This is a genomic window from Atlantibacter sp. RC6, from assembly GCF_014193285.1.
In the GTDB taxonomy this organism is placed as follows: domain Bacteria; phylum Pseudomonadota; class Gammaproteobacteria; order Enterobacterales; family Enterobacteriaceae; genus Atlantibacter.
Window position 1 is genome coordinate 19882 of the sequence record NZ_JACHZE010000011.1, and the last position, 13558, is coordinate 33439.

General features: G+C 56.3%; 11 protein-coding genes. 2 read left to right on the forward strand and 9 right to left on the reverse strand.

Translation table 11 applies throughout. The annotated features are described in order from the left end of the window. Positions 1-8: 8 nt before the first annotated feature. From FHW74_RS19425 to yihU, 7 genes are read right to left on the reverse strand one after another with little or no spacing between them, the layout of a single operon-like run. Positions 9-1403 carry an MFS transporter gene (locus FHW74_RS19425; protein WP_183171989.1) on the reverse strand — a complete coding sequence of 465 codons (1395 nt, stop codon included), beginning with the start codon at positions 1401-1403 and terminating at the stop codon, positions 9-11. Positions 1404-1443: 40 nt separating this feature from the next. Continuing rightward, positions 1444-2331, reverse strand: coding sequence for a sulfite exporter TauE/SafE family protein (locus tag FHW74_RS19430; RefSeq protein ID WP_183171990.1), 888 nt, complete (start codon positions 2329-2331; stop codon positions 1444-1446). Positions 2332-2378: 47 nt separating this feature from the next. Then, positions 2379-4415 (reverse strand): alpha-glucosidase, encoded by a 2037-nt coding sequence (locus FHW74_RS19435; RefSeq protein WP_183171991.1) that lies wholly within the window; start codon positions 4413-4415, stop codon positions 2379-2381. Between the two features lie 36 nt (positions 4416-4451). Continuing rightward, positions 4452-5288, reverse strand: coding sequence for an aldose-1-epimerase (locus FHW74_RS19440; RefSeq protein ID WP_183171992.1), 837 nt, complete (start codon positions 5286-5288; stop codon positions 4452-4454). A gap of 28 nt (positions 5289-5316) precedes the next feature. Further along, positions 5317-6558, reverse strand: a complete 1242-nt coding sequence (gene yihS, locus FHW74_RS19445) for a sulfoquinovose isomerase (RefSeq protein WP_183171993.1) — start codon at positions 6556-6558, stop codon at positions 5317-5319. 15 nt (positions 6559-6573) lie between these two features. Continuing rightward, on the reverse strand, positions 6574-7449 hold the full coding sequence (yihT, locus tag FHW74_RS19450) for a sulfofructosephosphate aldolase (protein WP_183171994.1): 876 nt from the start codon (positions 7447-7449) through the stop codon (positions 6574-6576). A gap of 26 nt (positions 7450-7475) precedes the next feature. Next, positions 7476-8360, reverse strand: coding sequence for a sulfolactaldehyde 3-reductase (yihU, locus tag FHW74_RS19455; RefSeq protein WP_183171995.1), 885 nt, complete (start codon positions 8358-8360; stop codon positions 7476-7478). Between the two features lie 152 nt (positions 8361-8512). Here yihU and FHW74_RS19460 point away from each other — a divergent pair, with 152 nt between their 5' ends. Together FHW74_RS19460 and FHW74_RS19465 are read left to right on the forward strand one after the other, a co-directional pair. After that, on the forward strand, positions 8513-9409 hold the full coding sequence (locus FHW74_RS19460; protein WP_183171996.1) for a sugar kinase: 897 nt from the start codon (positions 8513-8515) through the stop codon (positions 9407-9409). Between the two features lie 34 nt (positions 9410-9443). Further along, positions 9444-10244, forward strand: coding sequence for a DeoR/GlpR family DNA-binding transcription regulator (locus tag FHW74_RS19465; protein ID WP_183171997.1), 801 nt, complete (start codon positions 9444-9446; stop codon positions 10242-10244). Between the two features lies 1 nt (position 10245). On the opposite strand, the gene FHW74_RS19470 is transcribed toward FHW74_RS19465, so the two are convergent. Together FHW74_RS19470 and FHW74_RS19475 are read right to left on the reverse strand one after the other, a co-directional pair. Next, positions 10246-11958, reverse strand: coding sequence for a ShlB/FhaC/HecB family hemolysin secretion/activation protein (locus FHW74_RS19470; protein ID WP_183171998.1), 1713 nt, complete (start codon positions 11956-11958; stop codon positions 10246-10248). An 84-nt stretch (positions 11959-12042) separates the two neighbouring features. Continuing rightward, positions 12043-13308 (reverse strand): collagen-like triple helix repeat-containing protein, encoded by a 1266-nt coding sequence (locus tag FHW74_RS19475; protein WP_255459952.1) that lies wholly within the window; start codon positions 13306-13308, stop codon positions 12043-12045. Positions 13309-13558 lie beyond the last annotated feature (250 nt).

Sequence of the window (13558 nt, forward strand, 5' to 3'; positions counted from 1 at the left end):
AGTGGTTTTCACGCTGGATGCTTACGCATCTCGATCTCTTCCACAATGCGGATATACAGCTTCTCATTGAGGTTGTAGAAACACCCCATCGCCACAATCGTGACCACCGCGAGCGCGGCGGGATAGAGGAATATCAACTCCCGCAAGCCCTCAACCGTACCGGCAGACTGCACTACATTTGGCACATAGCCGATTTGCGTCAGCATCCAGCCGGGGAAGAAACCCGCCAGCGCCTGGGAGACTTTTCTGAAGAAGGTGAAACCGGTATATACCGTTCCTTCCGAACGTACGCCGGTGCGCCACTCACCGTATTCAACCGTGTCGGAAACCAGCGCCCAGTTCAGGCTGTTAACAAAGGCGGAGCCAAAGAATGCCAGGCAGGAAAACGCGACAAAGCTGACTGAGCCGCCGCCCAGGGTGTAGTTGAGCAGATCGCCAGCGACCCAAATAAGCAGACCGCCGATATAGACTTTTTTCTTACCGAAGCGACGGACCGCGCCGGGCATCAGCAAGACGCCGAAGAAAATACAGCCCATGCTGAAAAAGCCCATGTAAGACAGCAAAATAGGATCGTTAAGCACGTACTGGGTGTAGTAAACCTGGATGGCGAGTTTGACGTTAAACGCGCCCAGGGTACACAGGTTGGCGATACAGAGAATAAACAGCGGCCTGTTACCGGCAATGGCGCGAAACGACTGCAATAATCCCGGCTTATGCCCAGCGGTAGCGGGCTGCACCTCAATATACCGCTCTTGCACTCCGGCATAACAACGCCACATGCAGAACAAACCGCATACCGAAAACAGCGTAGCGGCAAAGATATAGCCGAGCTGGGCATTGCCCTCGATAAGATTCATCACCGGCACAAAACCGACGGTACATAGCAGCAGACCCAGCGTCGCGCCTCCCTGGCGCCAGGCCGCCAGAGACGCCCGCTCGTCAGGGTTTTTGGTGATGGCGGGCACCATCGCGCCGTAAGAACAGTTCATCATGCTGAAGAACAGGCCGTACAGCATAAACAGCGCCGTCGCCATTACGGTTTTTCCGGTTACCTCAAACGGCGTACCGACGAAGTTGGCGATGGCCAGTAACGTCACAGGAAAAGCGGCATACAGTACGAAGGGGCGAAATTTCCCTTTTGGGCCGATATGGCGTCTGGAATCAAGCATGATGCCGGTACCCATATCGGTGAATGCGGTAAAAAATTTGGAAATTAAAAAGATGATCCCGCCATAGGTTCCCGGTAGGCCCAATATATCGGTGTAAAATTTCAGTAAATAGAGCGTGCCAATATCCAGCAAAATATTTGAGCCTAAATCTCCCATTCCATAAGCAACTTTTTCTTTCAGAGACAGGCGTAATTTTTCCGGACTGCACGCCTGGTCAGCATGTATCTGAACCATATTTTTCTCCATCGGCTTAAAAGCGCGTGATGAACCCAGATTAATTGGTAACTTTTTCCGCTTCGCTTGCTTCACGAATGGCGGCGACTTTTTTACCGAACATCAATTGCAATACGATCAGCAAACCAAATACCGGTATTAGTGCGGCGGCTGTGGATATCCCGGTTGCGCCTTTAATTAGCATCGCGCCGGACCCGATCAATAATAAAAACACTATTATCCGGAAGACATTAACTGAGATACGCTTGTGGACGTATTGCCCCACTAACGAACCCAGAATCATGGTAGGAATGCAGAACAGCACCAGTTTAATTGTCGAAATGGTCAGGATACCGCTGGTGGCGAGGCCGCCAATAATCGCCACATTATTAGCGGTAAAAAACGCATTCAACGTCCCGCGAAACGCCGCCGGGCCAAGGTTGCGCAGCATGCCGTAGATCACCACCGGCGGCCCGTTGGTAGAAAACGCGGAGCCCAGCGCCCCGGCGATAACGCCCATCGGCATGGCGATCCAGGGCTTGTCGTAAACCGGCAGACGAGGAATAAACAGACTGTAAAACGAGTAAAGGATCAGAAACGCGCCTAACCCCATTTTCATCATAGAGTCAGGTAAAAAAGCCAGCGCATATAGCCCAACAGGAATACCGGCAAACGAGAACAAAATTAATACTATTGCCGATTTCCAGTCGGTCTCTTTGCGCGATAGCCACGTCGCATATAACGCCGTCGCGGTACCCACAATTACCGACATCGGTGCCGCCATTTTCAACGGCAGCAATAAAGTAATTAACGGCATGGTGGTTAATGCGCCGCCAAAACCGGCGCATATTCCTACAAAAGTATATAAAAACATAATCGCGATGACGATCAGCATGGCGGTGGTGCCAAGCTGTATTCCATCAGGCGTAAACAGGGTGAAGAAATCCATAATCGTTCCTTGAGTCTGTCACTATTTGCTGCGCTGGCGCCGAAACGTCAGAGACGTCGCAGTGTCTGGAATAAGGGTGCCCATTGGCTGTCGGCGCGATAAAACACCGGTGGCTTGCCGAGCGGGGCATCAACGGTCACTTCGCCGCCGCGATGCTGTTCCCCTGTCCAGAGATTGATCCAGCTGTCTTCTGGCAGGTAGAGCGTCCAGTCGCTGCGCCCTTGCTCATACACCGGCGCAACCAGCACGTCGCGGCCAAACAGGTACTGGTATTTCAGGGTGTAGGTATGGGCATCGTCCTCATAGTGCAGGAACAGCGGGCGCATCACCGGCAGGCCCGATTTCGCGTTCTGCGCCACCGCGTCTTTGATATACGGCTTCAGGGTGGTAAAGACGGTTGTCATCCGGGCGAAGTGCGCAATGGTTTCGGCATCGCTGTCGAACTGCCAGTTATCACCGGGGCGATTGCCCTCGTGGGTGCGCATCATTGGGGTAAAGGCGCTGAAATCACACCAGCGCAACAGCAGTTCTTTGCTGCGCTTCATCTCGAACAGCGTGGTGTAACCGCCGATATCGCTGTGGTGCAAACCGTGGCCGCTCATTCCCAGCGACAGCGCCGCCGGAATCACTGACGCCGGGCCATCGTCCAGGCTCCAGTCGACGTTCTGATCGCCTGCCCACATCATCACCGAGTATTTCTGGCTGCCGGAATAGCCAGCACGCATAAAAAACAGGATCTCGCCGAGTTTGCCGGTTTCCTGAAGCGCTTCGTAATTACACTTAGCCCACAGAGCAGGCCAGGCGTTATGCATGATTTCCGCGCTGACGCCGTTGTGCAGCACCGTGTCGGTGGGAAGATATTCGCCAAAATCCGCCATCCAGCCGCCGCAACCGAGCGCAATCAGGTTTTGTTTAATCACGCCTTTGTACCAGTCGTAGGCTTGCGGGTTAGTCAGATCGATAACCCCCGCGTAGAACTCGCCAAACTCAACGTGATAGTCCTTGCCATTAAGGTCTTTGGTGAGATAACCGCGCTTTGCCGCTTCTTCGCACAAATCACGATCGCTGGCGACATAGGGATTGATATAGGAAAGAAACTGTACGCCTTCGCGTTTCCACTGGGGAATGCGTTGATCAAGCTGCGGATACAGCTCGCTGTTCCATTTCCAGTTCCACATCACGCGCTTGCCAAACGAGGTCATGCGGATGCCGGACCAGTCCTGCGCCCAGATGCCGTTGACCTTCACGCCGCCGTTGCGCATCGTATCGAGCTTTCGCTGGCAAACGTCGGTCCCGCCCTGGATACCGAGCGTCACGCCGTCATAAACCCAGTCCGGGAGTTCTGGCTGGCGGCCAAGCAGGCCGGTGAGTTTTTCCAGCAGATCAACGTAAGTGGGCGCGCATTCGAAACGCAGCGTGGCGTTGTCTTCCCAGAACGCCAGTTCGTGGAATTCCGGCGCGCTAAAGTCGAAGTTCATATAGCCACTGTTGTCGACGTGGCAGTAATACTTCTGGGTACTGACAAACGTTGGTTGCGGGAAGAAGGTCCAGTAATAGTCGCCGCCCGCGTTCTCTTTGCAGTCGGCAAGCCAGGTGACATAAGTCTGCTTATTACGGCCCACGCCCTGTTCGCTGGTCCAGAGCGGGAAGGGTTTGCCGCGCAGATCAAAATAAGAAAACTGTTCGCCGCAGCCGTAAATATGATCCTCTGGCTTAGCGGCCAGCCGCAGCCAGATGCGGTTATGGCTGGGAGCATCATTCTTTAACTCCAGCAGTAAACGCTGGTGGCTATCGACACGAACGCGCAGCGTTGCGCTGACGGCGTCGCCGCGCGTAAAACGGATGGCCCAGCCATCAGGCTGTTGAACGACAGTCGCCTGGTTTAGCGCCACCTTTTCATTCAGCTTGTCTTTGATACTGAAGTTGCCGCGAAACATCTCGATATCCGCTTCGCCTGCGCCGACCCATAAGCAGGGGGCCTGCGAGGTGTGGCGTAAAATAAGGCGCGACTGCCAGGCGAGCGTAAAGCCGTCGTCGAATGTATTAAGCTCAATATCATTCAGATCAGTGCGTTGTGATTTCATTATTGCCTCTGATGTAGGGTAGATCGGTAAACATTGTTATTCGCCGCCAATCGTGAAACTGAACCGGTGCGTCTCTCCCGGCGCCAGCAAAACCACGTCCTGACCAGAATTAAACGCATCCGGCGGGCAACTCATTGGCTCTACGGCCAGCCCTTTGCGGTTTAACTTGTCGGCGGTATAGATTTGTAGCCAGGGCTGGCTGGCGCGCAGCCAGGCGACCATGCGTTGTTCCCGACTGGTGAGCCTGACTTCCCACTCAATGCCCGTGGTTCTGAAGGTGTGATCGATTTGCGCCGCGCCGATTTTCCGTGAGTGCCGGTAATCCAGCTCTGGAGAGACGGCGTCAGTTAACGGAAGCGTTAACTCACAGCTATCGGTGCTTGCCAGGTTGCAGGTCAAATAGGGGTGAACCCCTGCGCCGTAAGGCGCAGCGGTATCCCCGATATTGGTGGTCAAGATGCTGGCAGACAGCCCCGTCTCAGCGTTTAGCTGATAGCGCATCTCGGTCATCAGCATGAAGGGATAGCCATAATGTGGCGGTAAAAACACGTTCAGCGTGGCGGCGGTTTCCGAGCAGTCACTGAGTTGCCAGTCGCGCCAGGCTAACAGGCCATGAATGGCGGATTGCGACACGCGATCGTTTATCGCTAACTGGTATTCCACGCCGTCGTGCCGGTAACAGCCGTTGGCAATGCGGTTAGGCCAGGGGATCAACACTTTTCCCAAATGCGCTAACGGCATCTCATTCGGATGATGGGGAATAATAAGATGACGCCCTTTGTGCGTCAGTTCCGCCATCCCCGCGCCCACCGTCACGATTTTTGCCTGGTAATCACCCGCGCTAAGCACGACTGTTTTTCCACTCTTCTGCATCATGGCTTCCCTCAATCAAGGCGCTGAGCTATCTGGCGTTCACATCCAGCAGACCGGCGGCAACAGCGGGAGCCAGCCCCGGCGCGAGCGGCAGACGCGGGATCACCAGGCAGTGCAGCAGATGATAGATATCCTGTTTGCCATCCCAGACTTTGGTGGTGACCTGGTTATGAATATCCAGCTCCTGCCACCATGACCCGTTTTCGTAATCCATCAGGTACTTGATGCAGTAATCCCACCATTTTTGATACCAGGCTTCGTACTGCGCATCGCCGGTTACGGTATACAGCGCATAGGCGGTGCCCATCGCTTCCACAATCGGCCAGCGCACGCGTTCACGGACAATAGGCTTGCCGTCCCAGTCGACGGTATACACAATGCCTTCCGCACCATCGGGTGCCCAGGCGTCGCGGATGGTGGCGTGGAACAGCCCTTTGGCGTCTTCCAGCAGCCATTCCGGCGGGGTTTCAAAACGGGCTTCCAGCGCGGCGCGCAGGTGCAGCATCAGCCGGCCCCACTCGATCCAGTGGCCAGGCGTACCGCCATAGGCGCGGAAGCGGTGAGCCGGATTTTCCTTGTTGTAATCGCGAATGGGGTTCCAGTTAGCGTCGAAGTGTTCATTAACGCGATAGTCGCCCTTGCGCGCCACGTCATGAATAATCACTGAGGCCACCCGCAGCGCACGGTCGAGCCATTTACGATCGTGCGTCACGTCATAAACAATCAGAAACGCTTCCACAGCGTGCATATTGGCGTTGCCGCCGCGGTAGTTTTCCGTCTCGGTGAAGGCCTCGTCCCAGGACTCCAGGCACATCTGCTCCTTCTCGCTCCAGAAGTACTTCTCGATGACCTCGATCGCGTCATCCAGTAATAGGCGTGCCGCAGGATGGCCAGTGGTCACCGCGCTGGCAGCGCCCAGCAGCACAAAGAAATGCTGATAGCCCTGCTTGGACGCGTCTACCACGCCGTTGTCATTCACGCAGGCGTACCAACCGCCGTGCTGCTTATCGCGCAGCGCGCCATTGAGTGCGTTGATGCCATGTTCAACCAGCGGATACGCGCCAGGCCGGCCCATCGAGGCGGCAACGGAATAGACATGCAGCATACGGGCGGTGATCCACAGATGGGTACCCATGTCGGGTTTCACCTGGCCATTATTACCCAGCCAGCCGAATCCGGTCGGCACCGCGGCGTTTTTACCAAAATCGAAAACCCGGTCGGTTTCTTGTTCCAGCCAGCGGTTGTGGCTCAGGGTGTTAAACCATTTCATTGTTCTGTCCTTTACTCAGCGTTTAGCCATCATTTCGTCAACAATCTCGCCCAGACGTTGCAGTTTCGGCGCGCAGACATCCCGGAACATCAACTCACTGTCCGGCAAGCCCACCACGGATGCCCAGACAGCACGGCCTGCCAGAAAACCGGATGCGCCAGCCTCCATGGCTGTTCTGACCGCGCGCGGGAACAGTTTTTCATCCACACCGGAAGAGAGAATGACCCACGGCATATTGATGCAGTCATGAAGACGCTGAGAGGCGCTCAGCAGGGCTTGCTGTGTACCTTTGCCAAACAGCGGCATCTCCACTTTGTAGAGATCGGCACCGCAGTCGCCCAGTTCTTTTGCGGCATCGATAATCGCCTGCTCGCGGTTGAAGTTGTCGCCGCGGCGGGGAGGGCGCACTACCGGCTCGATAATGCTCAGCAAACCTTGCGCATGGCACCGCTGGTTAAAGGCTTTCACCATGTCCAGGCGTTGTTGCGGATCTTCATCGCTGCGCCACAGCACCAGCAGTTTCAGCGCTTTTGCGCCGTCACGTTTCACCGCTTGCGGATCGACATGCTGATCGATGGTTACGCTATCCACCGGAATGCCGTTGCCAGGGATAAACGCATCTGCCGCGACGATAGTGGCGCAGTTTTTGGCAACCGCTTGTTGCTCCAGGATCTGGCGATAGCAGAACTGTTGATCGACGAGGATGGCCGATGCCCAGGGCGACAGGATTTTGGCGGCGTTAACTTTAAAATCCGTTAATACGCTGTCGGCCACGGGAAGCGCGGCGCCTGCGGCGGCGAACATTAAGCGCATCGCTTCACGCTGATCCACCGCCAGCATGGCGAAGCCGCCGGAAGGTCGGGCGATATCCTTAAGGGTGTAGTGACTCATAGTGATTCCTTATTGAAACGTTAACGTCAGTGAGACAGGCCGGCGCTGGCGCGCACCTGCTCTAAAATGGCGGTCCAGTCTTCGCGCCCGCGTCCGGCGGCGCGCGCCTGGTTGTAAACCTCGCGTGACGCCGCGCCGAGCGGCATCGGGACGTGCAGTTGGTTGGCGACATCCAGCGCGATGCCCAGATCTTTATGGGCGAGGTCGATCATGAAGGCCGGAGAAAGATCCCCCTTCAGCACTTTGTTTGGCCATGACGTCGTGAAATGGCCTTTACCGGCTGGTGTGCCGCTCATCACCTGAAGGGCGACATCGAACGAGAGGCCCAGCGCTTCGCACAGCACAGCGGCTTCGGCAGAGAGCGCATTGAGGGCGATGCTCATGTAGTTATTAATAAGTTTGACGCGGATACCCATGCCCGGGCCGCCTGCGTTAATCAGTTCGTTACCCATTGCCATTAGTACCGGCCTGGCGCGTTCCACCTGCTGCGCCGTACCGCCTGCCAGCAGCAGCAGCGTCCCGGCGATGGCATGATCGGAGGTGCGGCCAACGGGAACATCCATCAGGCTGAAACCCCGCTCGCGCATATCGCTAATTAGCTTGTCGGTTTGCAGCGGATGGATGGTGGACATATCAATCACCAGCGCGTCATGGGCTAATCCTTCGCAAACGCCACGCTCGCCAAACAGTACCGCGCGTACCAGATCGCCGTTGGGCAGCATGGTGATCACAAATTCGGCACCCTCAGCAGCCTGTGCTGGCGTGGTTGCGGATTGCGCTCCTTTAGCCACCAGCGTTTGCACGGCGTCCGGATTGACATCAAACACCTTGAGCGCGTGGCCCTGACGTAACAGATTGCTGGCCATTGGCGCACCCATCTGTCCGAGCCCGATAAATCCTATGGCTGACATACGTGTCTCCTGTCTTATTTTGTCATTTAATGATCGTTTCTGTCTGTAATTTGATCGTATTTGTAATTTATGGTCAAAAAATTGACAGGCGTCACTTTTTAAACATTTCGTGAAATTAAAATAGCGGCATCTAAAACGTGGAAGGAAAGACCATGACTCGTATTGCGTGTGTGGGGATTACCGTGCTGGACCGTATCTGGTATCTCACTGATTTACCGAAGGAAGGCGGGAAGTATGTGGCGGGTGATTACAAAGAGGTCGGCGGCGGACCAGCAGCAACCGCCGCTGTCGCTGCGGCGCGGCTGGGTGCGCAAGTGGATTTTATTGGCCGGGTAGGGGACGACGATACGGGCAACCGTCTGCTGGCGGAGCTTGAGGAGTATGGCGTTAACACGCGTTATACGCGGATCATCAAAGGGGCGCGCTCGTCGCAGTCTGCTGTGCTGGTAGACGGCGCGGGCGAGCGCATCATCGCTAACTATCCCAGCCCTGATTTACCGGCCAGCGCCGACTGGCTGGCGGCGATCGATTTTGGTCAGTGGGACGCAGTTCTGGCAGATGTCCGCTGGCATGACGGCGCGAAACAGGCGTTTACGTTGGCGCGGGCTAACGGCGTGCCGACGGTACTGGATGCAGACGTGACGCCACAGGATATCGGCGAACTGGTCGCGCTAAGCGATCATGCGGCGTTTTCAGCGCCGGGTTTAGCGCGCCTGACAGGCAACAGCGATGCGCCAGCCGCACTAAAACAAGCACAAACGCTCACAAATGGTCATGTTTATGTCACCCAGGGGGCGCAAGGGTGTCTGTGGCTGGAAAATGCACGGTTGCACCACTTACCTGCTTTGCATGTCGATGTGGTGGATACCACCGGCGCAGGCGATGTGTTCCATGGCGCGCTGGCGGTAAGCCTGGCGCAAAATAACGCAACCGAAGAGGCGATCCGCTTTGCCAGCGCGGTGGCTGCCCTGAAATGTACCCGCCCCGGCGGACGTGCCGGTATCCCTGACTGTGATCAAACCCGCTATTTCCTGTCACTTTATGTATAAAATGCGGGGCGAGATGTTTTTCCAGGGACACCCTATGAGCCTGACTGAGCTAACCGGTAACCCGCGGCACGATCAGTTATTAACGCTGATTGCCGATCGCGGTTATATGAACATTGATGAACTGGCGCAACTGCTGGATGTATCAACGCAAACGGTGCGTCGCGATATCCGTAAACTGAGCGATCAGGGATTAATCACGCGCCACCACGGCGGCGCAGGGCGGGCATCCAGCGTGGTCAATACGGCGTTTGAACAGCGCGAAGTCTCCCTGACGGATGAAAAGCGGGCGATCGCGGAAGCCATCGCCGACTACATTCCCGACGGCTCCACCATTTTTATTACCATCGGCACCACGGTGGAACATGTGGCGCGCGCGCTGCTGAATCATAACCACTTGCGCATTATTACCAACAGCCTGCGCGTGGCGCATATTCTGTATAAAAATCCGCGCTTCGAGGTCATGATGCCGGGCGGTTCGATCCGCGCGCATAACGGAGGGATTATCGGCCCGCAAGCGGTGTCGTTTGTGTCTGAATTCCGCGCGGATTACCTGATTACCAGCGTGGGTGCCATTGATACCGACGGAACGCTGCTGGAATTTGATGTTAACGAAGCCAGTGTGGCAAAAGGCATGATGGCCCATGCGCGCCATATTCTTCTGGCGGCCGATCATACTAAATACCACGCGTCGGCCGCGGTCAGTATCGGCAATATCAGCCAGGTTTCGGCGCTGTTTACCGATGCGCCGCCCCCTGCGGCCATGAATCAGCTGGCGCACACTCATCAGGTGGAAATTATTGAGGTTTCGCCCGCTTCGCTTGCTGATAACGGATAACTCAACGCAAATCATTAAAGTTCCACGTCACCGTCAGGCTGAAGCGCCAGTCGCGACGGCTGGCGTCGGACGGCTTATCGCCCACGGGACGGGCGGCCTCCAGCGTTAAGCCGTAATGGCGCATATCCCCCAGCATGACGCCGCCTGCCACGGACGCCAGTTTTGAATGACGATAGCCGGGCTGATTAAAGCCGGTACGCGCGGCATCCGCCAGCAGATATGGCTGGACGGTGGCGAGCCATTGGCTTTCCTTGCGCATATGCAAATAGCGCAGCTCCAGCTGGCCGCCGTAGCCGTAATCCCCCGTCGCTTCGCCATCCTGATAACCGCGCCCAAACCGCTGCGCCCCGTAGCTGACGCGCTCCGGTTCCGGCAGATCGTTATCGCTCCAGTTGCCGTCCAGCGCCGTGGATAGCCGCCAGTTTTCCGCCACCTTCCATGCGCCATCGATGTGGCCTTTCCAGAGCGTAAAATCCACATCGGTGCCCAGCGACGGTGCGGCATCCGCGCCCAGCGCATCCATCCCCTGGCGTACCGTCGCGCTGCCGCTGGCACTCGCTTTTTCAAACTCGCGGTAGCCATTGATGCCGAACTCCAGTGCCGGGTAGCGCACATGCTGATGCTGCGTCCCCAGATCGAGGGTTTGCCCGAAGCCCTGCGCCCGCAGGCGATAATCGTTGCGCCGGTCGGTGTAATCGAACCCGCCGGTTAACCCGATCTGCTTTTGGCGGGTGAGCATCAGCGGATAGCTGAAGTTCACGCCGCCGTTATACTGCGTGGCGGTGTTCTGCACATCGATGGTGATGTCCTGAGGCAGGGAAAGCAGCGGCGTATAGTCTTTCGGCTCTTCACGGTAGTAGCTGCCTTTTAACTGCATGCTTAAGCCATCATCCGTCAGAAACTGCTGATAATTCAGGCCAAGATAGTGTTGTTCCGTTTTATCATCCAGCGGGATTAAGGTGGCGACACCCAGCCGGTCGCCATAACTGGTCAGGTTGCTCAGCGAACCGTTTATCATCGCCAGATTTTGCCCTTTGCGGGTATCCAGCGTTGAAGAGAGATCCCAGATGCGCGGTTGCTTTGCATCCACCCGCATCACCGCCGCACCATAGATATTGGTCGGTAGCTGGGCATTGGCATCGACTTTGGTCTCCGGCGTGCGGGTCATCAGCAGGCTGTAGCGCTCGAAACGCGCGGCGCTCAGCGGCTTCTCCACCATAATCTGTTCGGATAGCCGTTTCAGGCGTTCGGCGGTGTGCGGGTTATCGCTGTTAATATTGCTGTGGGCGACATACCCCTCCACCAGCACGATTTTAATCGTGCCGTTATGGAAGTTATCGTCAGGCAGCCAGGCATAGGAGAGCGGATAACCGTCCGCCTTATAACGCGCGGTAATGTCGTTTGCCAGGCCGATAATGGTTTTCAGCGGCACGGTTTTACCGGCATAAGGGCGGAAGGGGGCGAGCAATGATTTCAGCGGATACCGCGTTCCGCCGATGAACTGAATATGGCGAACCGGGATAGGGGTATCCGGCGTGTATTTACGCGCCGGTTGCGTTACGCGGATGCTTGACGCCGGGTTGGCGCCGGTTTCTGGTCCGGGAACCGTGCGGGCGGGCATCGCCGGGTTATCAGGATCGATCAGCGCGGGCAGGGTATCGGCCATAGCCATCCCGCTGATCCCCCACAGAACACAAAATAAGGGCATTTTCATGGTGCAATCCCTTCTGAAAAACCACACTTTTGTGAAATTCCACTGGCTGGAAAACGTGCTCCCTTGACGGGAGCACGGACGGGCTTATTGCGCGTTGGGTTTCAGGATACCGCCGAGCGTGTTGGTCAGGCTGGTGACCGGCCCGGTGGTTTGGGTGGCGCTATTATCTGTTGATGTGGTGACACTGGCATTTAATCCGGCGGTTAAGCCCGAGGTGACGCCATTAACCGTAGTGCCGACATTGGTAAGTAAACCGCCATTGCCTGCGTTAACGTTAGCATCGGCGGTAATACTTCCGCTCGCCGGGGTCGTGCTGCCGCTGGTGGGCGCAGCAGGTTTAACCAGACCGCCCGCATCGGTGACCACTTGCCCGGTGTTCTGAACGACCTGGCCCACGCCAGTCAACGCAGGCGATGAGGTGCCTACCTGGCTGCCGACGCCGCTAACGGCGGTGCCCACATTGGTCAGCAGATTATTTACCGGTGTGCCTAACCCCGTTGCGCCGCCCACTTGCTGGGTGATGCCCTGAACGCCGCTGGCGGTGTTATTCAGTGCGGTGGTCGTGCCGGTGGTCAACTGCGTTACGCCATTGCTTTGCACAGCGGAGGTCAGATTATTGCCGACGCCCGTCACCACCTGGCCGGTATTATCCACTACCGTCCCCACCAGCCCGGTGACGCCGCTGGTGGGCGTGCCGCTACTGGTGCTGGCTAAGGTCGTGCCGACGCCCGACACCGTGGTGCCCAATCCGCTTACGGTACTCGTCACACCCTGAACCGTGGTGCCAACGCCGTTCGGGTTACTGGCATTACCCACGCCAGTGGTGATACCGCTGCCAAGCGTGCTGACGTTGCTGCCCAGGCCGCTGACCGTAGTGGAAACGGTTGAGGTAACCGGATTATCGTTCGGCACCTGGCTGCCCAGATCGCTAAGGGTGGTTCCCACGCCGGAACCCGCATTACCCACATCCCCGAGAATACTGTTAACCGCAGTAGTTGTACTGCCGGTGCCACCGCCGGAACCGTCTCCGCCGCCGCCGTTATTGCCGCCGCCCGAACCCTCACCGCCGCTACCGCCGCCGCTGCCGGTTCCACCGCCCGTCCCGCTACCGTTGCCGCCCGATCCTGAGCCGCCGTTGTTCGCGGTATCAGTACCGCTGCCAGATCCCCCGGCGGTATCGGTGCCGGTACCTGAGCCATCTCCACCTGCGCCGCTGCCTGCTTCTGTCGGTGGGTTATTTTTCGCTGATGAATGTGAGCCGCCCCCGCTTCCACTGCATGCGGACAGAGAAAATGCCAGAAGTACCGCTAAAGCAATCATGCTTTTGTGGTTTGTGTTATTAAATTTCATAACAATACTCCACTGAATTACACGCCGGACGACGTATAAATCAGTGTAAGAAAGTTTTATGAATACGACAAAAGCGCGATTGTTTATCGCAAAGTAAGTGAATGAGTGAGTAAATGTATAATGTATTTCAAATGAATAATATTATTCATATGATTGATTAATATTTAAGTGTTTATTTATTAATGTCTTATTGATTTTGTGTCGCGGTTTCTGATGCATCAATACATTATTGAGGCAATCCGGTAAACAT